Genomic DNA, 19062 nt, shown 5'->3' with positions numbered 1-19062 from the left:
AATATAAAAATAGCAATGTCTAGAATATCTATTTTAACACCCCCTTCCCTACTGTGTTTAGTATACCCAAAATCCATAAAAAAAGCAAGGGAAATGGTTTCATTTCCCTTGCTTTGAGCAGTGTTTAGCCGTTCCAACGGCTTTTGGTTTCTCGTACGTCCACATGGGTGAAGCTGGAGTAGATGCCAATGCCGCCTGTGTTTGGCAGTAAGGTTTCTGCATAGGCCGCCACTGTAGCTGGGGTGACACCAGAGACCACAATGTCGGCAGCGGTGCCCAGCACGTGCTGGCTGTTGGATACGCCGCCCACCTTGGTGTTATATGTTGGGGTGCGATAAGCAGAGGTGATGGTCACTGCAGTTCCAAAATTGGTGCGAATTTTCTGTAAAATAGTCACCAGTGCAGGTGCCACAAAGACAGCTTCACTGCCATCGTTACAGGCAAATTCACTGACAGAGAAATTGGTAGATAGCTTGGTGCTACCGTTGGTAGACTTAATGTAACCGTTGACTGATACACTCATAGTTGGTTCTCCTTTTGTTGGGTAGACTTTTTTTCTTTGGCTGTTTTAATCCAACCCATGACCCCGCATTCACAGCCGCACACAGCAAACACACAGGTGGTTAAGGTGGAGGGTTCAGCGCTGGTGGTATAAAACAGGTACAGCGCGGTGGTGGTGTAGGCAATGAGCACCACCGCCACCACCAGTAATGCTAGGTTCATTACCTTCATTCTATATCGTCCTCTTGGGACAGGGCGTCGGCAATGGCATCACCAAGCCAATAAACGCTGGCTTCGATTTCTTCTCGTGTGACGCTAAACCCAAGGCTTTCTAAATAATTCTCCACGTACGTTAGCTTATCGTCTACGAGGCCAGTGTCACATAGTTGCTCTGCTGCCGCCACGGCAACGTCAATCCATTGGCTGATGACAGTTTGCTCTTGGGCAGAGGTTTTGGCTTGCAATAATGGGATGAGATATACTGTAATCACGGTTGCAATTAAGGTGATAACTGCTTCTAAAATAGGGGTATAATTCATAGTTGTTCTCCTTTAAACAATACCAATATTGGCTAACATATAACCAATTAGGCCAGAGGCCACGGCGGTGAGACTAGCTTTTACCAATATGCCCCACTTCTGAGCTGGAATTTTTTCTAACACATCAAGTTTGCTGTCCAAGTTTTGGACTTGACTTGCCACGCGGTCAATGGTTTCGCCTTGGTGTTTTTGTCCCTCCGCCATGACACTGACGGAGGTGGCTAAATTGTGGATGGCATTGGATTGGGCTTCAAGCTTGTCCAATCGATGGGTGTTGGATTTGGCTCGACTTTCCACTTCTGTCAGCTTTTCCACCACTTCAATATTTGTCATAAGAGACCCTTTCTGTCATTGTGTTGCAATTGTAAATTGTATCTTTACGCTAGCTCATGTTCCATGATGGCTGGCATACTTGGTGGTATGATTAAAGCAGTGCAGTTTTGGAACATATAGTAGTAGCAATACTCTGCCATAGTTGGATGTTCACCACTAGCCATCGTTTCCCAATCCAGCAATATTTCAACGTTACCAGTTACACATAGATTACTCGCCTCAAGAAGGCATAGGTGCCAGGCTGTCGAAACTCTCATAAAGCTGATTAAGCGCCTCCTGTAAAGTCATTTCGTCACCATAATAACCTACCACCATGGCACCTCCTAGGCTTGCATTCGTGAAGTCCATTTGAGCTGTATCCACAGTTGAATAATCGGGCAAATTAATGATGCCATCGACTTGTGTGTATGTCGTGCCGTTGACTGTCACAGAGGTGGTCAACCCATCAGCACCGTCCGCACCATCAGCACCGTCAGCGCCAGCGGCACCCGTTGCCCCCTGTGCGCCAGTAGCCCCAGTAGCGCCAGTGGCACCTTTTTCGCCTTGCACACCCGTTGCGCCGTCAGCGCCGTCTTGGCCAGCGGCACCGTCGGCACCTTTGAGGGATAGGAGCCATTCCGATTCACTGCCAGTGAAGCCGTTGTCTACGGCAATGTCATAGGCGCTGGCACCATCTGCACCATCTTGGCCATCCGAACCAGCAGCGCCAGTGTCGCCCTTTTCACCTTGGATGCCTTGCTCACCAGTGTCGCCTTTTTCGCCTTGGACACCCGTTGCACCAGTGTCACCTTTTTCGCCTTGAGCACCCGTTGCGCCGTCAGCACCGTATTGACCATCAGCACCTTTGAGCGATAAGAGCCAATCCGCTTCACTGCCAGTGAAGCCATTGTCTACGGCGATGTCATAGGCGCTGGCACCATCTGCGCCGTTGGTGCCATCAGCACCATCTTGACCGTCGCTACCTGCGGCACCTGTGGCGCCCGTGTCACCTTTCGCGCCAGCCATGGTGATGACATATGTATAGGCCGTGTCACCCTTTTGGTACACCTTACCGTAGTCTGGGTCGCTCATGTCGCTGGTGGAAATGATGACGTAACCGCCAACGGCCACGCCGTCGGTGGCATAGCCTGCTTCCATAGCCGCCACGCTGGCATAGGTGCATTGGGTGGTAAAGGCATCGCCGGTGTCACCCTTTTCGCCTTTTTCGCCAGTGGCACCAGTGGCACCTGTGGCGCCGTCTTGTCCGTCGCTACCTGTGGCACCTCTAGCGCCCGTGGCACCTGTAGCGCCATCTTGACCATCTGCGCCAGCGGCACCAGTAGCGCCTGTGTCGCCAGTGTCGCCAGTGTCGCCTTTGGCACCTTGGGCACCGTCTTGACCATCGGCACCGTCAGCACCTTTGAGGGACAGCAGCCATTCACTTTCGCTTCCTGTGAAGCCATTGGCCACCGCCACTTGGTAGGCAGAGGCACCGTCGGCGCCATCTTGTCCATCCGTGCCGTTGGTTCCGTTGGTTCCGTTGGTGCCATCTTGACCATCTGCGCCAGCGGCACCCGTGTCACCCTTTTCGCCTTGGATACCTTGGTCACCCGTGTCACCCTTTTCGCCTTGGATGCCTTGGGCACCAGTGTCACCCTTTTCACCTTGGATGCCTTGGTCACCCGTGTCACCTTTTTCGCCTTGGAGGCTATCCAACCAGTCAGACTCGGTGCCTTCGTAGCCGTTTTCAACCGCCACTTCATAGGCGCTTGCGCCGTCGGCACCATCGGTACCGGGGAGCCCTTGGGGTACTAGTGCCAACAGTTGGCTATACAGGTCTGGTGTGGGTGGGATTGGGGTGTCCCCATCAGTTACAAAGCCCGACTTACGAACAGAGATGTACAGCGGTGCTGTGGTGGCGCGGACAGAGGAATCCGCCCCCTGCCCAAAGACGCTGATGGATAGATGACCGCTGACGATTTCTGCTGGCAGATGACCGCTGTCGTCTGCCAGAACCACGTTATAGGTGGTGTTGCCTTGGGTGAACTGCGCCACCTTGGTGAGGTCGTTCCAACTGTCATCAAAGGTGAAGTGGAGGCTCACAAAGGCAATGCTGTCAGAGGCGATGAGCGGTAGGTCGGTGATGATGCGTTGGTTTTCAACTCGTAATTCCATAACCGTTCCTCCTTAGTCTGGCATCTCAGGCCAGTTGATATCATTGGGAAATCCGCTTTGATTGGGCACATCGCGCAAGGCTTGGCGATAGGTTTGCCATGCGGTTTTGGTGGCCTCATCCAAGGGACAATCCCCTACCTGTGTCCAGTCACAGGCGGTGAGTCGCTTGTCTCGGGTGTTACGGGCGTCTGCGGCCAAGGTCTCTTCTTGGGTGGGTTGGGTGGCTTTCCAAGTGTTCCAAGCGGTTACATTTGGCGCGATAGCTGTAACGGTATTATCCTTTACAGTTAAGTCTACACAGCCGTTGTATTGATAAAAGAGGGCTGTATCCACGCTGTCGTCTAGCAAAGCATAGCCTTGGGGGATCTCTGGAGCGTTCCAAGATTGAATGTGCTTGAATTGTTCCGTGGTTGTGATAATATTCATAGTTAATACCCCCATGCAATTGCAATGTATTTGTTGCCGTCTACATTCATAGCCCCTCGAATATCGTAGCTATTATCCCAGCCAGTGGAGCAAGTCCAAGAAACGGTTTTCCCAGAGCGTGTAAAATAAGCAATCCAGTTTTCATCATCCATCATGTATGTGAAACAGCCGACAGCGGTGCCTTCTTGGAGGAAAACAGGATAGACCGTGCCACCATAGTAGCTTTCGCTGGCAACCGTTAAAACAGTAGGGGTGATGGAAAAGGTCAGCGATTTGCTCGTAGAGCCTGTGCCTGTGTACGTGATGGCTTCCATTTTCATGGTAGGGTACATAAAGTCGTCGCAAGAGAGCATCACCCAATAGGTGCCGTTATAGACCAAGGTGGCTGTTTTGCCAGTGAGAATGGTGAAGCCCAGAGACGTGCTACCTTGCCAGACAACGGATTTGGCGCCAGTGGAATTGACATTTAAAGTCATGGCGGCATTGGTGTTACCGTTGGTGAACGTCACCACCACCATAGCCCCTGATTCCAAAGCAAAATTTGTCAGTGTGATGGTTTTGGCTTTGGTGGCGGCCGCTGTTGCACAGGTGGCAAAAATGGGATGGATATGTACGGTATTGGCCTTGCCTGCAATGGCAGTGTCCAGCAGATCAAGATTGTTATTTTGTACACCAATGTCGTAAAAATCTGTGGTTGAAGGCTTGGTTAGCCCTAAATTTGTTGTTAAAGTTGCCATGAGACACGCTCCTCTTCTTTGATGGATTGATGTGTATACTGTGATAATGTGCTGTGGGTTGCCAATTGAACAAATTCATGGGTGTTGTAGAGCAAACTGGTGTCTAAGAGCAAATTAGCTGGCACCACCCGTTCTAACAGGGATACCACGGAGGAAAAGGAAAGTCGTGAAGTGAGAGATACTCGCACCACCAAGGTATATTTGTCAACCAAAGCCACGCTATAACCATCTTCGCCGCATAAATCAGCCAGCAATTCCCCCAATCGGGTTATGGTAAACGGGGTTTGGGAAATCATATAGGTGAGCAGACGAAAGCGCCTGTCCACTAAGTCGATGCCGTTGCCAGAGGCCAAACCAAGCATACTTTCCCAACGAGACAAGGTGTCGGCTGGCATGGATTCTACATAAAAATGGTCACCAGCATTGCGCAAAGTGTCTTCCGTCTCGGTCATCACCACATCTTCTGCTGTACCCAGTGCTTGCAACTCTTGTAAGTCAGCTAAAAAGCTAGGCAAATAGGCTAAATACCCTATACTCATAGGGCGCTCACCTCCTCAAGGGTGGGGATTTCGTCTGCTTCAAGGGTGATATTTTTTGCCAAATCATTCAAAGTGGTGCCTTCAATGTCAATGATGCCATTGATTTCTAGCAAACGGGTTTCGATTTGGCTGATGCGAACAATAAGATTATCTGTATTGGCCCAAGTTTCCGTCAAGGTGGTAAAATAGTCTTGGATGACTTGGGTGATTTCTGATTCTAAGTTGGCCCATGAGGTATCATCATCTAGGGTCAGCGATACGCCAACGCTGATGCTACATTCTTGGGCAGAAGATACGGTGACTGTGTGGCCGATGGGGGCTAATCCCACACCATCGCCTTGGTTTTGGGTGGGGTCTAAGGCGGTTTGCACTTGGGATACCAACGCATCGCTGGCCACCGCCCAATCACTGCCCACCAAAATCACCTCCACTGTGCCGCCACCGCTGGCAGCACGGATGATTTTAGCACCACCCACCCCATCCATGGCTTGGGTGCGGCTTTGATAGTCGGCAATGTTGCCCCCGAAACTTTGACTTTCAAACGAGGCGAAATAACGGCTACGCAAGGTGTCATCATCTTCGATTTCTGCCCCAGAAATCAACAATGCACCCAAGGTGGCGCTGGCTAAATCAGCATGATATTCCAAAGGAAGCAAGGTGGTGCCAGCACTGACGGTCACATCCCCTGCCGTTTCCACGGTTAAAATACCATTGGCGCTGTCGGTGAGGGTGTAGTTGACTCCACCACCAGAAAAACGGCTTCCTTCAATAGATGTAAAGGTATTTCCACTGCCATCTAAAAACAGGCCTTGGTACTGGGCATAGGTGGCCTGTTCACGGGCGATACCCCGTTCTGCTGCTTTGCGATCAAGGTCGTCACTAGTGGCAGTGTCAGGAAAGGCACGGTCTAGCAAGGTGGATAGTTCGGTGTAAAAAATAGCAAGCTGGGCGCACGTTGGTGCCAAGGCATCATAGATGATAGAGCCTTCTCTGGTGTCTAAATCCGCGGAAATGGTAGATAGACAATCGCTCAAAATTGACGCATAGGTTTTGGTCTCATACATAGGTGGTCACCTCCTGTGTTGTGGTGGCGTAAATGGTGGTTACGGTGAAGGTTAAATGGATGGCTTTGCGACTGCTTTTCTCCACCGATACATTGGTGATGGACAAAATGCGAGCATCTTGACACAGGGCTTGGTTCAAGGCAGTTTGTAAGGCGGTGACACGGCTGGCCATCAAGTCCTCATTGTTCCATTCCATGCCGTATTGCCACGAGTAAATCAAGTGGGCAAAGCGATCGGTTTGCAAAATCTTCTTCATGGCCTGTATCACCGCCTCTTGTCCATCGATAAAGCCAGAGATTTGATTGTTGTCCCAGTCGATGGCATAGGTTTTCGACGGCAATTGGTCTTGTGTAATGATTTGGCTGGCGGTGGTGGTCACTGTGGTTGGTGTCATAGACGCACCCTCCCTAACAATAAATAGGATTGTCCCCCTAAATTCCGTAGAATTGCTACACTATCGCCCAGCTCTAGAGGGGTGTTTACATCGGTGTCGCCCTGTGCATATTCGTGGGTATGAGAGGCCAAGGCGATCAGGGCTGGTGCGCTGAGATAAAAGCGGTCGTCCACCTGTACTGTCAGTGGCGATAAGGCTGTCACAGTGGCAAACATAAACTGGGCTGGCACGGCAGCTTGGTTGGTTTGTTGGGCTATGGCTCGCATTTGCTCTAACATGGGTACACACTCACTTTCAATGTCATGGTTTGGTGGAACAAATCTTGCACCACTTCCTCCACCAAACAGGTGGTTTCTAAGCCAGCATCCGCAATGGATACCTGTACCACATCCCCAGCTCGAAGGGTCGGTTGTGCCATGGCTTTTAAAGTCACAGTTTGGCTGGCTTGGTTGTATAGACTGAGCAAGGAATCCGCCAAACCTTGGGGGTCATTGGTGGCCGTTGTGGCGTTTTGACTCAGCTGTAACAGCCCCCAAACGGATTGGTTATCGGTGGCTTCGGCAATATATTTTATGCGGCTGTCCCCATCTTGTTGGCTCACCACCACACGGTTGTAGGTTTCCTCGTCGATGGATTGCTGATGGCTATAGCTGGTGACTAAACTGCTGTCACCAAGAACCAGTAAAGCAGAACCACTTGTCACTTCGCTTAGCTGTAAAATGCCATAATCATCCCACAAAGTATACCGTCCACCCCCTTGATTCAAGGTCTCTTCCAAGGCACCAAGGCAGATGTCAAACAGGGATGTCTGGTCTTCTACCAGCGAGGGAATCATGTAGCCAGTGTTTGGCAGGGTACCCACTTGCAAGCCAAAATCTTGGCAGACTTGGGCGATGATTTGGTCGGCTCGTTGGTTGGTGAAAACATAAGTTTCTTTGTTTTTCAAATACCGCATCTGGTCATAGGCCACCACGCTCACACTTTTATTCTCTTCTAAGGTGACGGAAAATACATAGCCATAAAATAGGTCGCTATCTTCGGTTTGCAACGTCACCACAGAGCCCAATTGCCATGAAAACTGGCTGTCCAGCAAGGCAGAAATGGATAGCTTGCTGGGACTGCCAGTGCGCTTGGTTTCCCACTGGGCACTGGTGATTAAATCGGTGATATGATAGGCGGTGGTGCCGTCGTAATAGCACAAGGTCATGGTAGCAACAACTCCTGTCCGGGGTAAATTAAGTTGGGATTGGAACCCACTACCTCTTTGTTGGCGGCGTAAATGTCGCTCCATCTGGTGGCGTCACCGTAATGAGATTTGGCAATGTTCCACAGGCAATCCCCACTGACCACGGTGTAATACACGTTGGACGACACCTCTGGCTCGGTGCGTGTGGCGGTGGTGTCTTCCACGGCAGTGGAATCAGAGGTAAGGGTTAGGGTTTTGGCGCTGTGAAGCCGCCATTGCCGTAGCGTCAAAGAAAAATATACATCCCCCACGTCGCCGCCTTGCTCGTAATAGGTGAAGTTTTCAACGCCCACCGTTTGGCTCAATTCCAAAGCACCGCCACTGAGCTGTAAGGTCAGGGGCAAGGCACTGGCTTGGGCAGATTCTAAAAAGGACACGCAGTCCATAGGCGTGTTGGATAAGGAGGACACATAAGGTGCCTCACGACTGGGAAAATGGCTGTTAAAGGTGATTTTTTGTAAGGTAGCACCACCAAGTTGTAGCACCTCTCCCACGCCAATTACTGACACGGTGGTGTGATTGCCTTGAGATTCTACTTGGATTTTTTCAGGCAGAACAGGGAAATTGAATACACTGCCGCCTTGGGTGGTTAGTTTTAAACCATAGCTCATGTGTACGCCCTTTCTGCACTGATGGCCAGTTCTTCTTCCAAAATTCCGTTCAGCTTTGTCACCAAAGCCTCCAAGTCTGCCTGTTCACGGATGGTGGTTTGCAGATGGATGGTGGGACTGACGGTCACATAGGTCTGGGCAGATTTTTGGGAAGAAGTGTTCACGTTGTGGTGGGTTAAAGATGGTGTGGGTGTCACGGTATTTGGGGCGCTCACCCACTGATTCTGTGTGGTGGTGACAGGTTGTGAAAGCTGGGTAGCAGGGGTATGATAGGTGGTTGTGTTGCCCCCGTGGTACACTTTATGGCTACTATTTTGATTTGTCCCTTGGGGTTGGGTCACCGTGGTGAAGGCTGTGCGCGCCCGTGAGGATTGGTTGTTGTAATTGTTTTGCGTCAGTTGCTCTAGGGTGCTAATCAGTTGGTTGGTGGCTGTTGACACCGATTGGGTGTTGCTAATATTGGGTGGCACTCCCTGTGGCTTGACGCTGGGGGTGGTGGTATCAGGCCAAATGGGTGGTGAGAGGGTGCGTGGGGTTTGCCATAAGATGGCGCGGCTAAGCTGATACATACGCGCCAGCGCCAAAACAAATCCGTCTTCTGTAGATGTGGGCATGGTGTTCACTCCTTTTCTCGTAGCGGTTTACACCGCCTTATACGCCCTGAGCCAAGGCTCTGTCGATGGAGGCATAGATGAAGCCGCGCTCCTGCAACGGCAAAGCCATTAACGTACTGGGTAAAATACCAAGATGGTGGAGGGCATAGTGGGCATACAGGGCGTCCCCATCCCCCTCCTCCATCAATTTTTTGCGGCGTTTCGCACCTCATTGATGTCGCCACAGCCATTGACTGCCTGTACAGCCAACAGCAAATCCAAATACTCAAAGGGCTTGAGCAAGGTTTCTACCAAAAACTCGCCACCCTTCATGCCGAAGCGACTTTGAATGTCAGCATCTTTGAAGTTGGGGTCCACACAGCAGGCCACAATCATCCGATTGTTTAGCAAATCTACATCGGTTTCTGTCACTTTTTGGTGGGTTTTTGGGTCTAAATACGACCGTTGACAGGTTTCTCGTAACCGACGGTGTTCCGCTTCAGAAATGCTTTTAATCTTAAATGGTTGGGGAAAGCCCTGTAGAGCCACCTCGGTGACTACATTGCAATCGGTGCTTCGCCCTAACAAAAATTCCATTAGATGACTCATACAATCTCCTTTGTTGGGGCAGGTGTGACCAGCACACCTGCCCTATAGATTAAGTTGAATTAAATTTGGGTGAAGGCGGTGAGAATTTCAAAATCCTCAAAGGTGAATTTCACTTCCTCTTCCAAAGGGTCATCGCTGTCACCGTCCAAATAGGCCAGCAACGTCTCATCCAAATTTACATCGATGAGCTGCACCACCTGTTTGCCAGCGTTGGAGCTGGGGTCGTCGTTTTCAATGACCAAATCGAAATAGGTGTCGGCACCAGAGGACTTCCAATCGCTGAGCAATTGGCGGAATAAAGGTGTCAGCAGATATAGTGTCATAGAGCCTGTGCCTTCCCCACCGCTGGTTTTATGACCCACCATCCGTTTGCCAATGGCAGTGACTTGGCTTTTGGTCTTTTTCACACTGGCGGTGATGGCTTTGGCGAAAAACAATTCTTCATTGTTGCCATCAATTTTGGCATAGGCCACCCCTTCTTTGCCAGAAATGGTGTCCTTGGCGTGTAATACGTTCATAATGATTCCCTCCTTATTGTACGTTGACAGTCATGTACAGCTTTTCCATGCTGTCGTTGGGGGTCAGGGCACAACTGACTAGCAAATCGCGTTTGCCATCCCCTTGCCCCACCTCAATATCGTCAGCGGAGAAGTCAGAAATGGCATCAATGGACGCATATTGCTTGCCCAAAGTAACCAAATCTGCCTTAAACAAACTTTGACCCGTGGCACTGTTGGTTTGGGTGCCCAGATACCGCTCTGTGAAAATCAGGGTCACATCGTTGGCCCAGCCATCCATCACACGTACCACGCGATTGCTGGTCCAATCTTCGCTAACATCGGTAGAAAAAGTAACCAAGGTGTTGATATCAGAGAGCACGCGCACAGTGCCGCTTTGGAGATAGAACACAAATTGCCCAGCCTCTAAGGCGGCCTCATAACCGCTAGACGTGTACTTGGTATCCACGTCCACGGCATCGTCATAGGCCATGTTGGTGAGACTTTCGTTGATTTCAGCCCCAGCAGAGGCGCCTGCTACCCAGCAGACAGCATCGTTGGCGGCAATCACCGTGCCATCGGAGAGAATCACGCCGTTGTCCACGCTGATGACTGCAATGGAATCTGCCAAGGTGTATTGGCTGATGACCGCCACAATTTTCTTCCCTTCTTCGTCGTGAAGGCGCTTGGCAAAGGCAACAAACAAGGCTTTCACGCTGACGTCTGTGCCAGCATACCCCACCACATTAAAGGTTTCAGGCTCCAGAAGAGCCAAGAAATCTGCATAAGATTGGGTGGTGTCCTCCCCGTCTAGGCCGCCAGTCAAAGGCAGCGAAGCCACGGCAGACAAAGCGGTGACAGCGAAGGTCACATAGTCGTTGGCCGCCAAGCCAACACCGTCAGAGTCGGTGGTTTGACGGTCAACTTCTGCACCGTCCAAATAGGTTACCACGTCCAGATCATCACCATTTGTCACCACAGCAATTTTCAAATCATTGCCACGGATGCCCGTGTAGTTGGCGTTGACGCTTAGTCCTGTGATAGAGGCTGAGGCTTTGGTGCCACCCACGTCTGCGCGGTAGAGAAGCAACGTGGTTGCGTGGGTCAAGGCTTGGCGAATCAGCAATAGGTTCTCATCCACTGAGCCATAGCCCAACATGGACAGCGCCTTGTCGTAATATTCATCAGAGTTGATGGTCATTAAGGTTTTCTCAGGCCCCCAATGCAGGGGCAATGGCAGGGCTACAATACCCCGTTCCGCTGTGCTCACAGTGGAAGTTTGGCTGACAAAATTGATATAAGTACCGGGTAAGGTTTTGTTTTGCACAGTAAATGTGCCGCCTCCGATAGACATATTTAGTCACCTTTCTTTCATAAAAATTAAGCTTCCCCATAGGAAAGTTGTTGGGTGTACGTTTTTCCACATGGCTTCGCCATTGCTCTGGCAAAAGCCAGAGCGCCCTTTGGGCGTAGAAAAAGCGTGACGGCTTCTCTAAGGGGCGTTCCGCCCCTCTGGGCTTCGCCCAGACCCTCTTGCGAGGGTTTTAGAGAATGGTATAGTAGAGTTTTTCCATGACCTCTGCCGTTTCCCCAGTTTCGCGGAAATACAGTTCCACATTGAAATTGCAACTGCAATACAGACCACTTTCATCCACGGAAATGGTGGGGTTTATCACTGGTAATTGCCAGTCATCCCCTTCTAATGTTCGCAGACCGTCTAACATTGTTTCGCCCCAAGCCATGTACTTGGCATCGTCACGGGTGGCCAAAAAATACCGCACTTCAAGGGTTACCTTGCGGTAAAACCGTTTGCCTAGCTGGTGTGTTTGGGTTAGCGACCGTAAGCCGATGTGCATCTGCCCGTCTGCTCCTTGGGGGATGGGGCCTTGAAACACAAGACTGTCGGGGAATAAGGTGCCTAGCACCTGAGCCACGGCGATGAATAGCTGTTGTGTGTCCAAAAAAATACCTCCTATTATCCTTGTGTGGTGGAATAATTTAGGCCAAAGTACATTCCACCAAAAACAATTCTTGGTGAGTGGCATAGCGAGAGGCGCACCCCAACACATCGTAGCGTGTTACTACGCCTAGCTGTGTCACGTCCACCACATCGCCAGCAAACACAGCGTATTCCAGTGGCAAATAGAGCACGGCGGCGTATTCGATGTTTTGGTGAGACGATTGAAAGCCACTGTTACCTGTGCGACGTAAGCGGTTACCCCAGCGGTTGAGCCCACAGGGGATGTTTTCGTATAAAATTGATAGCTCTTGCGTAGCAATTCCATCAATGATAGTGGTTGTAAAGCGAAAAACCTTTCCACTTTCTGCGAAGTCGCCAAGCAAAGCTTTGGTGGTTAATTCCAGTGCATTCATATCAGTGCCTTACCTTTCGATAACCATCCAAGGTGGCTTTGTATCCAAAAAATCCGTCACTGTTGCGTTGGGATGGGGTTGTAAAGGTGGTGGATACATCCCCACGGCTTAAACTACTCACCGCTAAGCTGGCATCGAATGTGCCTTCTTTCGACTGGGCGGCCGTGATGAGAAGCCATGTATTTTCCAATGCTTTTGGCAGGGTGTCGCAGTGAATATACGCCAAAATTTCCATCAAAGAAGTTTCTAAGGCGAACCCTGTCCGTCCGTCAGGAGTGGACAGCCCCAAAAGTTCTTCCATTGCTGGGATTTGACGTTCCACCAATGCTTTGTGTTGTGTTTGTTGCAATTCCAATGAGAATCCCTCCTCTCGATTTCCGTTGGGGAGATGGTATCTCCCCAACGGAATCTAGTTTTTAGTGGTTCACTTTTCGTCCTTGGTTTAATCAGCCCACCAGCTTAACAGCCATGGATTCATCCAAGGTTTGGATGCCGTAAATCACATCCAGAGACACGGTGTCGGTTTTGCTGTCTTGGTCATAGCCGAACACTACACGTACGCCGATGCCATTGGCTTCCATAATGGCAGACTTGTCTGCACCCATGGGCAGTGCCAAAGGACGGGTCACCAAGGCAATGGCATTGCGGTGGAAGGCCAGAGAGTGGCAATCGGTGGCAACATAGGCATCAGCGGCAGAATAGGTGTCCATCAGCTCGCAATCGATGGAAGCGGCGGCAATGGTGCCAGAGGAGGCAGTGGCATCAGCGGTGAAATAGTAGCGATAGCCGTCCAAAATGAAGCAGTCGCCAGCCTTGATGGTGCCAGAAGTGGGTACCACACCAGACAGTGCCACAGAGGTTGCACCTTTGGTGCCAGTGATGGCATAAGCGGTGGCAGTGCCGGGGGTAATGGCGGCGCTTTCAGGGCTGGTGGGATCCATGTAAGTGTCCATGGTGTAGAGCTTGCCCAGCTCTGCGTTGCGCAGGGTTTCACCGTCGCCAGCATTGGAGACCTTGCTCAGGTTGTCAGTGGTGGCATAGCGGTATTTATGGGTGGGGCACAGCACCAAGCGGCGCATATCCAAAGGTGCCTTGGAAAGATCCAAAGTCTTAGACAGCTTTGCAATGTCACTCAAATCGATAGCCTCGTCATCGGCTTCCACTTCGGCGGAAATCTTAGCCACTTCGTTGAGCAAATCGCCGTCGATTGCCTGTGCAATGGCACGCATAGCAGGGGCAATTAGTTCACGGCTAAAGTCTGCAATGTCCAGTTCCAAGTCAGCGGCACTGACGGAGAAGGACACGTCGCGGTGGCGGTCAATTTCCACTGCCACGCTGGCATCAGTGGGGGTTTGACAGTCGATAGACCCGTTGAAATTCTTAGCTGTAAAGGTCACAGGCTTGCGTACAGTAACAATGTCGCCCACTTGGGAAAATTCTTGGCTGTAGTCACGGTGAACAAGGTTTGCCATCACCAAATTGTTCTCTAGAACCAGCAAGGCCTCTCTTGCGATTACATCAGGGGTCAAATATTGGTTGCTCATAAATCATGTCTCCTTATCAAAATGAATTGTATATTGAATGTCCGCAATATCGCTTGCATTTAACGAGATACGCTCCCTTGGGCGGTGCGATATGCGGTGTATTCCTCCATGGTCAGGGCGCCTAGCTCTCTGTTTGTGGGCACGGCTTTGCCTGCGATGCCCATAGCCACATTGGCACCACGCAAAGGATTTAAAACCTTAAATAGGTAAGGTTTTTCTTGGTAAATTGGCTCTAAAAAATCCCGTAGTTTTCCTGTGTCATAGGGGTCAAAATCCACCTCTGCCATGTCAATCATGGCCAAAACAGCACCTGTGTCATGGACTAGGTTGGTTAAGGCAAAGGTCAACATCCCAGCTTTTCGGCTCTGTTCTACTTCAAGGACGTGGGCTTCTAGCAACCCTTCCATCACCCCGATTAACTCCGTTTCCACGGTGTCAATGTTTCCAGAGCCACCGTAGAGCGCCAGCGCAGTGGCCACGCCCTCCAGTTTTGCTTGGGCGGTGGGTTCGTCCTGCATTTCAGGTGCAATTTCTTCCTCAGGCAGTTCTTCGCTCAACTCTACAGGCACATCTGCAGGCGTGGTCTCTTCTTGTTCCAACAGGTCTTGTTCCAAAATTTCTTCCATTGTGTCGTCCTCCATTTAAATAGTCGCTTCTAAGCGAGATAGCTCTGCATCCACATTAGACACCCAAGGATGTTGCTCCAAAAGGGTGCGTGTCGAGAGGAAATCAGCGCTTGAAACCAAGTTTGCAATGCGGTCACTTTCGTCCACAGGTAGGTGCATATCAAAGAGAATACGGAATGGTTCTTCTTGAAAATTCCCTTCCATTTGGGCGGTGAGCCATGTGTCAATAAAGGGCTTCAAATGGACAAACATGGCGTCCAACGCCCCAGCCAAATCACGGCAATCGCCGTCTAAATCCATATAGCGGAAGGCGATGGCCTTGGCAGATTCTGACGTGCCACCCAAATCACGGGTGTCTACAGCGGCAGAAAACTCATATAAATCTTGGCGCTGCTTATCTAAAAAAGACAGCACCCCTGTCACATCCACTTCAGGCTGAAGCTTGTCCACGCCGCCGCCTTCGTCCACTTGAATGGCAAGACTGCGCCGCAGTTCACCCACGAATTGGTTCAAGTCTTCCCCACCGTAATTTTTCAAAATGTAGACGAATTTTGCAACATCTCGCAGGGCGTCCGCGGTGATGGAGGTTTGAAAATTGTAGTCGTCAATCAGCTCTTTGACATAGCGCAGCAAGGGCAAGCCGTCATCGTGATAGCGCACATACACCAGTGGCACTGCCTCCCAATTCATAGGCAAATCACCGTAATAGAAATGGGGTTGTAAGTCACCTACAGCATAAAATTTTCCATCCCCATCATCTTGATATAGTTGCACACCAGTGGTGTCCCACAGGGCAGCAAGGCGAATCAATTTGGGCTTTTTCCCGTGATAAACCATCTGCTCTTCCAGTTGAATGTACCCTGAGAGCACCATTTCTTGGCTGTCAGACCACAGGGGAATCACATTGGTGGCAGGCAAATTGGCAAATTTCAAACAGCCAGTTTCGTCGATGTAAGGTTGTAAATACCCAATGCCATCACGCATAGCACACTTAGCAAGGAGTCGAATACGGCGACGAAACCCATCGTCAAACAGGGCTTCTAGCGCCTTGTAATAGCGCCCTTGTTGAGCACTGACGAAAAAAGGCTTACCCAACAAATACCGTAGTTTTTGGTCAACCAATCGCTTGTAAATGGGGTGTTCGATACGCGTGTTCGATCGCCCTTGTAGGTCGGTGTTTTTGCGCTGGATGGCGGTGCGGTTTTGATAATACCGTCCAGCTTCCTTGGCTTCTCGATACCCTTCGCTGGCAAGAAACGTTGCCACCTCTCGGCTGATAATTTCCGCCATGGTCAAAGGGGCATCTTGTGCCATTTGCATGGCTATTTGCTGTGTTTGGGTCATTTCCATGGTGTTTCTCCTTTATATAGTTGAATTTAAACCAGAACTTTCATGCTTGTTCGTCCCATGTCACCTTGACAGGCATAGCGGATGGCATCGATGTGATGGTTGTCTTTGTCGGGAAATTGCGCCATCAAATTCCCGTCCTTGTCCCGTGCCAGTTCGTACTGAGAAAACTCTCGTGCCGTGTTGGGACAGCGCGCAGAATCGATGATGATTTCCTCTAAATCTTGCAGCCACTTGATGCCGTAGCTAACGGAATCTGGGCCTTTTTTGGCACCGCTGACCCGCAGGCCATAGTCTTTTAGCTCCGCAATACTTTTCGGCTCTGCACTGTCACATAGGATGGGGCGGTGCTGGGCAATGGGTGCAATTTTCTCTGCTGCTTGGCGGTTGGACAAGCGCACTTGATGGACTTCTTCTAGCACGTACAACCGCCGCCGTGTTTTGTCGTAATGGCATTGGTTGAACACAAAGGGATCGGCAGCATAGCCCCAGTCGATACCGTGGCGCAGTTGGTCAAAACTGTCTCGCTCTTCTTGGGCGATGGGGCGCAGGGTGATGTTTTCAAACACCTGCTCCCCACAGCCCACGGCTAGCCCTAAATATTCGTGGTCATAGGCATTGGGTTTGGTGTCTCGCAAATGCTCTGCCTCCACGAAAAACTGCTCTCCTAGCCACTGTCGTGGCACGGTGCGATAGGTGGTGTGCAAGCAAACAGTTTGGGGATGTTGCTCCATCACATACACATTGCACCAGTTGGATTTAGACTTGGGTGGATTGAAGCTGTAGAAAAAGGCGAAGTCCTCACCACCACGCAAAATAGATTGATTGATGGTGCGGAGTTTTTCCTCCCCTTCAAATTCGTTGCACTCTTCATACCACGCATATTTAAAGTAGCCAGCGTCGATTTTCAGCGACTTTAATTTCATAGGATCATCAGCGCCCCGAAAAATAATCTTCTGCCCTGTTGGCAGGTAGGTCATGGACATGGGTGAGAGCTGTGCCTTCCACAGTTGCCCCACGCCCAAGGCGTATATAGCCCAATTTAATTGGGCATACACTGACTCACGCAAGGTCACTGCATAGCGCCGCAATACCACAGCGTGGGTCTGTTTGCCAGCATCACCATCTCGCATCATGCCCACAATTAACTCTAAGCTGACAAAGGAAGATTTGGTGGAACCACGACCGCCTGAGAGCCAGTGGTGGGTGTATCGTCCTTTGGAAATGGCACGGTGCAAGGGATGAAAGCTGGGGGCAATCAGCGCCGATAACGGAATTTTTTGTGAGTCCAGCGTTTCATCCATCGTCCCCCTCCAAATCGTCGATAAAGCCCACATCACCAGTCTCTTCTTTTTTACCACTGGGACTAAAGAGCTGATGGTGCTTTCCCAACAGCTCCAAGGCGCGTAGCCGCGCCGTCAATGGCGGCGCTTGGTACATGGCTTCCCCCGTTTTGTCGTAACTGGGGTATTCTTGGGTGCCCAACGCCACATGGGTCAACTCCTCTAGAACCACATCTGCAGTGGCTTTGGCTTGTGTATCTTTCAAAAAAACAGCTCCTTTCCAAGGCTATCTTCTAAACAGAAAAAACCTCTCTCACCCTAAGGGCGAAAAAGGTCAATCGTTGCACGTTTTCGTGCATATGAAATTGTAAATAAATTGTGAACAATAAAAACAAGGGAAAACAAACCTATTTCCAAAGGTGAAAACCCTTTACAAATCTCCCCTCTGCCACTATACTAAAGATAAAACTTCGGAGGTTTTATCTATGTTCACGCCTACATCCCTATCGTTCACGTATACAAAAGCGTCACTGTACGCTTTGTCTAAATTACAGTTTTCCTTGGTACGCTATAAGTTTAAATTTGTCTATCAACTGGTTTGCATCGTGCTGGTGTTGTTAGGGGCACTCACCTCTTTACCAGAAAACATTCGGATGGTGATGCTAATGATTGGCTGTGTGGCCTTTCCCTGTATGTATCTGCCAGTGAGAATGGCGACGGAACGGGTTTCTGCCCATTATGGTAGCAAACTACCCTCTGTGTCCTATCGCTTCAACCAATATAATTTCATCCGTACCATCGATAAAAACGACGAATCCTTTTCCTATAAAAACATTGCCCAGCTCATCGAAGATAACACGAATTGCTATATCGTGGATAACAATTGCAATGTGTTCATCCTGCCCCCTGCCGAGATTGGCAACGACCGAGGCTTGAAAAATGTAAAAGCTCAGCTTTCAGAGCAGACAGGCCTGAAATGGGGTCAACTCCGCTCCATGTGGAGTTTGTCCATCTATTCACTGAAAGACTTGTTTAAGCGGTAAATGCAAAATCCCCACAGACCAACTGGTCTGTGGGGATTTTCTCGTTTTATAGTATCATTTATGGCGTATTGCTACGCCCTACCAAATAATCCAAACTAACGCCATAATAATCTGCTAGTTTGATTGCCAATTCCAAAGGCAGGACACGTTCTTGGCGTTCATATTTGGAATAAAGGGATTGGTCGCATAGTAAAAATTCTGCAACCACTTGTTGGGACAAATCCTTGTCTTCCCTTAAATCTCGAATTCTCAATCTCATTTGCATCACCGTAATTAGTATACGCTGTAAGACCACCTTGTATTGACATTATAGGACAATATGTCCTATAATGTTTAAACGGAGTGTGAAAAAATGTTAGATTATGAAACCATGTGTCAACAACAATTTGAAATTCAAAAAACGGCTATTTCCATCTTGCAACAAAAATCAAAGGTGGCTAAATACGATAAAAGTACTTCTTATATATATAAAATGCTATATTTCAACCAATTAGAAGCAAACCAACGTGCTATTAGAATTTTAAATGCTTCTTTAGAGGCATTTAAAACCACATAACACCCCTTGCACTTATCTTCCAATTATGCTACACTAACCCTAGTATA

General features: G+C 49.7%; 29 protein-coding genes. 2 read left to right on the top strand and 27 right to left on the bottom strand.

Annotated features, from left to right (window positions below):
* Positions 1–124: 124 nt before the first annotated feature.
* The 26 genes from RFF05_RS01885 to RFF05_RS01760 form a co-directional block, all read right to left on the bottom strand.
* Positions 125–523, bottom strand: a complete 399-nt coding sequence (locus RFF05_RS01885; protein WP_409968742.1) for a YcbK family protein — start codon at positions 521–523, stop codon at positions 125–127.
* Positions 520–732 (bottom strand): hypothetical protein, encoded by a 213-nt coding sequence (locus RFF05_RS01880; protein ID WP_409968741.1) that lies wholly within the window; start codon positions 730–732, stop codon positions 520–522. Before RFF05_RS01880 ends, RFF05_RS01885 begins: the two co-directional genes overlap by 4 nt.
* Positions 729–1040 (bottom strand): phage holin, LLH family, encoded by a 312-nt coding sequence (locus RFF05_RS01875; protein WP_409968740.1) that lies wholly within the window; start codon positions 1038–1040, stop codon positions 729–731. The genes RFF05_RS01880 and RFF05_RS01875 overlap by 4 nt, the downstream gene beginning before the upstream one ends.
* A gap of 12 nt (positions 1041–1052) precedes the next feature.
* Positions 1053–1373, bottom strand: coding sequence for a hypothetical protein (locus RFF05_RS01870; RefSeq protein WP_409968739.1), 321 nt, complete (start codon positions 1371–1373; stop codon positions 1053–1055).
* Between the two features lie 219 nt (positions 1374–1592).
* Positions 1593–3527 (bottom strand): hypothetical protein, encoded by a 1935-nt coding sequence (locus RFF05_RS01865; protein WP_409968738.1) that lies wholly within the window; start codon positions 3525–3527, stop codon positions 1593–1595.
* A gap of 12 nt (positions 3528–3539) precedes the next feature.
* The gene (locus RFF05_RS01860; protein ID WP_409968737.1) at positions 3540–3953 is read right to left on the bottom strand and encodes a tail fiber assembly protein; all 414 of its coding nucleotides are present in this window, start codon (positions 3951–3953) and stop codon (positions 3540–3542) included.
* 2 nt (positions 3954–3955) lie between these two features.
* Positions 3956–4690: a hypothetical protein gene (locus RFF05_RS01855; protein ID WP_409968736.1), complete on the bottom strand. Its 735-nt coding sequence runs from the start codon at positions 4688–4690 to the stop codon at positions 3956–3958.
* Complete coding sequence (locus RFF05_RS01850) at positions 4678–5229, bottom strand: putative phage tail protein (RefSeq protein ID WP_409968735.1); 552 nt, start codon at positions 5227–5229, stop codon at positions 4678–4680. Before RFF05_RS01850 ends, RFF05_RS01855 begins: the two co-directional genes overlap by 13 nt.
* Positions 5226–6293, bottom strand: a complete 1068-nt coding sequence (locus RFF05_RS01845) for a baseplate J/gp47 family protein (protein ID WP_409968734.1) — start codon at positions 6291–6293, stop codon at positions 5226–5228. The genes RFF05_RS01850 and RFF05_RS01845 overlap by 4 nt, the downstream gene beginning before the upstream one ends.
* Positions 6286–6687, bottom strand: coding sequence for a DUF2634 domain-containing protein (locus RFF05_RS01840; protein ID WP_409968733.1), 402 nt, complete (start codon positions 6685–6687; stop codon positions 6286–6288). Before RFF05_RS01840 ends, RFF05_RS01845 begins: the two co-directional genes overlap by 8 nt.
* A complete protein-coding gene (locus RFF05_RS01835; protein WP_409968732.1) occupies positions 6684–6965 on the bottom strand; it encodes a DUF2577 family protein in 282 nt (93 codons plus the stop codon). Before RFF05_RS01835 ends, RFF05_RS01840 begins: the two co-directional genes overlap by 4 nt.
* Positions 6959–7894, bottom strand: a complete 936-nt coding sequence (locus tag RFF05_RS01830; RefSeq protein WP_409968731.1) for a hypothetical protein — start codon at positions 7892–7894, stop codon at positions 6959–6961. Before RFF05_RS01830 ends, RFF05_RS01835 begins: the two co-directional genes overlap by 7 nt.
* Entirely contained in the window at positions 7891–8544 is a 654-nt protein-coding gene (locus RFF05_RS01825) for a LysM peptidoglycan-binding domain-containing protein (protein ID WP_409968730.1), read from the bottom strand. The genes RFF05_RS01830 and RFF05_RS01825 overlap by 4 nt, the downstream gene beginning before the upstream one ends.
* Positions 8541–9158 carry a hypothetical protein gene (locus RFF05_RS01820; RefSeq protein ID WP_409968729.1) on the bottom strand — a complete coding sequence of 206 codons (618 nt, stop codon included), beginning with the start codon at positions 9156–9158 and terminating at the stop codon, positions 8541–8543. The genes RFF05_RS01825 and RFF05_RS01820 overlap by 4 nt, the downstream gene beginning before the upstream one ends.
* Positions 9159–9195: 37 nt before the next feature.
* Positions 9196–9342, bottom strand: a complete 147-nt coding sequence (locus RFF05_RS01815) for a hypothetical protein (protein ID WP_409968728.1) — start codon at positions 9340–9342, stop codon at positions 9196–9198.
* Positions 9342–9746 carry a phage tail assembly chaperone gene (locus tag RFF05_RS01810; protein ID WP_409968727.1) on the bottom strand — a complete coding sequence of 135 codons (405 nt, stop codon included), beginning with the start codon at positions 9744–9746 and terminating at the stop codon, positions 9342–9344. The genes RFF05_RS01815 and RFF05_RS01810 overlap by 1 nt, the downstream gene beginning before the upstream one ends.
* A gap of 59 nt (positions 9747–9805) precedes the next feature.
* Complete coding sequence (locus tag RFF05_RS01805) at positions 9806–10264, bottom strand: phage tail tube protein (protein WP_409968726.1); 459 nt, start codon at positions 10262–10264, stop codon at positions 9806–9808.
* 13 nt (positions 10265–10277) lie between these two features.
* Positions 10278–11597, bottom strand: a complete 1320-nt coding sequence (locus RFF05_RS01800) for a phage tail sheath family protein (RefSeq protein ID WP_409968725.1) — start codon at positions 11595–11597, stop codon at positions 10278–10280.
* Between the two features lie 190 nt (positions 11598–11787).
* Positions 11788–12204 carry a DUF6838 family protein gene (locus RFF05_RS01795; protein WP_409968724.1) on the bottom strand — a complete coding sequence of 139 codons (417 nt, stop codon included), beginning with the start codon at positions 12202–12204 and terminating at the stop codon, positions 11788–11790.
* Positions 12205–12241: 37 nt separating this feature from the next.
* Positions 12242–12616 (bottom strand): hypothetical protein, encoded by a 375-nt coding sequence (locus RFF05_RS01790; RefSeq protein ID WP_409968723.1) that lies wholly within the window; start codon positions 12614–12616, stop codon positions 12242–12244.
* 1 nt (position 12617) lies between these two features.
* Complete coding sequence (locus RFF05_RS01785; RefSeq protein WP_409968722.1) at positions 12618–12971, bottom strand: hypothetical protein; 354 nt, start codon at positions 12969–12971, stop codon at positions 12618–12620.
* 91 nt (positions 12972–13062) lie between these two features.
* Positions 13063–14160, bottom strand: coding sequence for a P22 phage major capsid protein family protein (locus tag RFF05_RS01780; RefSeq protein ID WP_409968721.1), 1098 nt, complete (start codon positions 14158–14160; stop codon positions 13063–13065).
* A gap of 59 nt (positions 14161–14219) precedes the next feature.
* Positions 14220–14786 carry a hypothetical protein gene (locus RFF05_RS01775; protein ID WP_409968720.1) on the bottom strand — a complete coding sequence of 189 codons (567 nt, stop codon included), beginning with the start codon at positions 14784–14786 and terminating at the stop codon, positions 14220–14222.
* Positions 14787–14801: 15 nt separating this feature from the next.
* A complete protein-coding gene (locus RFF05_RS01770) occupies positions 14802–16136 on the bottom strand; it encodes a phage portal protein (RefSeq protein ID WP_409968719.1) in 1335 nt (444 codons plus the stop codon).
* Positions 16137–16162: 26 nt separating this feature from the next.
* Positions 16163–17437: a PBSX family phage terminase large subunit gene (locus tag RFF05_RS01765; RefSeq protein ID WP_409968718.1), complete on the bottom strand. Its 1275-nt coding sequence runs from the start codon at positions 17435–17437 to the stop codon at positions 16163–16165.
* Positions 17430–17681, bottom strand: coding sequence for a hypothetical protein (locus RFF05_RS01760; RefSeq protein WP_409968717.1), 252 nt, complete (start codon positions 17679–17681; stop codon positions 17430–17432). Before RFF05_RS01760 ends, RFF05_RS01765 begins: the two co-directional genes overlap by 8 nt.
* 220 nt (positions 17682–17901) lie before the next feature.
* On the opposite strand from RFF05_RS01760, the gene RFF05_RS01755 reads away from it, so the two are divergent.
* Positions 17902–18459, top strand: a complete 558-nt coding sequence (locus tag RFF05_RS01755; protein WP_409968716.1) for a hypothetical protein — start codon at positions 17902–17904, stop codon at positions 18457–18459.
* Positions 18460–18517: 58 nt separating this feature from the next.
* Here the strand turns inward: RFF05_RS01755 and RFF05_RS01750 are convergent, their stop codons facing one another.
* The gene (locus tag RFF05_RS01750; protein ID WP_409968715.1) at positions 18518–18718 is read right to left on the bottom strand and encodes a helix-turn-helix domain-containing protein; all 201 of its coding nucleotides are present in this window, start codon (positions 18716–18718) and stop codon (positions 18518–18520) included.
* 93 nt (positions 18719–18811) lie between these two features.
* Here RFF05_RS01750 and RFF05_RS01745 point away from each other — a divergent pair, with 93 nt between their 5' ends.
* Positions 18812–19015, top strand: a complete 204-nt coding sequence (locus RFF05_RS01745; protein ID WP_409968714.1) for a hypothetical protein — start codon at positions 18812–18814, stop codon at positions 19013–19015.
* The last annotated feature ends 47 nt before the right edge of the window (positions 19016–19062 follow it).

This window comes from Bengtsoniella intestinalis (assembly GCF_039719005.1).
Taxonomy (GTDB): domain Bacteria; phylum Bacillota; class Clostridia; order Oscillospirales; family Oscillospiraceae; genus Oscillibacter; species Oscillibacter intestinalis.
Note: the sequence above shows the minus strand (reverse complement) of the source record. Positions and strands in the feature narration are given on the sequence as shown.

Coding starts and splice junctions, on each gene's coding strand:
- RFF05_RS01845 (WP_409968734.1), bottom strand. CDS start 6,293: ATGTATGAGACCAAAACCTATGCGTCAATTTTGAGCGATTGTCTATCT.
- RFF05_RS01850 (WP_409968735.1), bottom strand. CDS start 5,229: ATGAGTATAGGGTATTTAGCCTATTTGCCTAGCTTTTTAGCTGACTTA.
- RFF05_RS01865 (WP_409968738.1), bottom strand. CDS start 3,527: ATGGAATTACGAGTTGAAAACCAACGCATCATCACCGACCTACCGCTC.
- RFF05_RS01870 (WP_409968739.1), bottom strand. CDS start 1,373: ATGACAAATATTGAAGTGGTGGAAAAGCTGACAGAAGTGGAAAGTCGA.
- RFF05_RS01835 (WP_409968732.1), bottom strand. CDS start 6,965: ATGTTAGAGCAAATGCGAGCCATAGCCCAACAAACCAACCAAGCTGCC.
- RFF05_RS01830 (WP_409968731.1), bottom strand. CDS start 7,894: ATGACCTTGTGCTATTACGACGGCACCACCGCCTATCATATCACCGAT.
- RFF05_RS01780 (WP_409968721.1), bottom strand. CDS start 14,160: ATGAGCAACCAATATTTGACCCCTGATGTAATCGCAAGAGAGGCCTTG.
- RFF05_RS01880 (WP_409968741.1), bottom strand. CDS start 732: ATGAAGGTAATGAACCTAGCATTACTGGTGGTGGCGGTGGTGCTCATT.
- RFF05_RS01750 (WP_409968715.1), bottom strand. CDS start 18,718: ATGAGATTGAGAATTCGAGATTTAAGGGAAGACAAGGATTTGTCCCAA.
- RFF05_RS01765 (WP_409968718.1), bottom strand. CDS start 17,437: ATGGATGAAACGCTGGACTCACAAAAAATTCCGTTATCGGCGCTGATT.
- RFF05_RS01825 (WP_409968730.1), bottom strand. CDS start 8,544: ATGAGCTATGGTTTAAAACTAACCACCCAAGGCGGCAGTGTATTCAAT.
- RFF05_RS01840 (WP_409968733.1), bottom strand. CDS start 6,687: ATGACACCAACCACAGTGACCACCACCGCCAGCCAAATCATTACACAA.
- RFF05_RS01805 (WP_409968726.1), bottom strand. CDS start 10,264: ATGAACGTATTACACGCCAAGGACACCATTTCTGGCAAAGAAGGGGTG.
- RFF05_RS01800 (WP_409968725.1), bottom strand. CDS start 11,597: ATGTCTATCGGAGGCGGCACATTTACTGTGCAAAACAAAACCTTACCC.
- RFF05_RS01820 (WP_409968729.1), bottom strand. CDS start 9,158: ATGCCCACATCTACAGAAGACGGATTTGTTTTGGCGCTGGCGCGTATG.
- RFF05_RS01860 (WP_409968737.1), bottom strand. CDS start 3,953: ATGAATATTATCACAACCACGGAACAATTCAAGCACATTCAATCTTGG.
- RFF05_RS01770 (WP_409968719.1), bottom strand. CDS start 16,136: ATGGAAATGACCCAAACACAGCAAATAGCCATGCAAATGGCACAAGAT.
- RFF05_RS01790 (WP_409968723.1), bottom strand. CDS start 12,616: ATGAATGCACTGGAATTAACCACCAAAGCTTTGCTTGGCGACTTCGCA.
- RFF05_RS01810 (WP_409968727.1), bottom strand. CDS start 9,746: ATGAGTCATCTAATGGAATTTTTGTTAGGGCGAAGCACCGATTGCAAT.
- RFF05_RS01885 (WP_409968742.1), bottom strand. CDS start 523: ATGAGTGTATCAGTCAACGGTTACATTAAGTCTACCAACGGTAGCACC.
- RFF05_RS01875 (WP_409968740.1), bottom strand. CDS start 1,040: ATGAATTATACCCCTATTTTAGAAGCAGTTATCACCTTAATTGCAACC.
- RFF05_RS01755 (WP_409968716.1), top strand. CDS start 17,902: ATGTTCACGCCTACATCCCTATCGTTCACGTATACAAAAGCGTCACTG.
- RFF05_RS01745 (WP_409968714.1), top strand. CDS start 18,812: ATGTTAGATTATGAAACCATGTGTCAACAACAATTTGAAATTCAAAAA.
- RFF05_RS01855 (WP_409968736.1), bottom strand. CDS start 4,690: ATGGCAACTTTAACAACAAATTTAGGGCTAACCAAGCCTTCAACCACA.
- RFF05_RS01815 (WP_409968728.1), bottom strand. CDS start 9,342: ATGGAGGAGGGGGATGGGGACGCCCTGTATGCCCACTATGCCCTCCAC.
- RFF05_RS01775 (WP_409968720.1), bottom strand. CDS start 14,786: ATGGAAGAAATTTTGGAACAAGACCTGTTGGAACAAGAAGAGACCACG.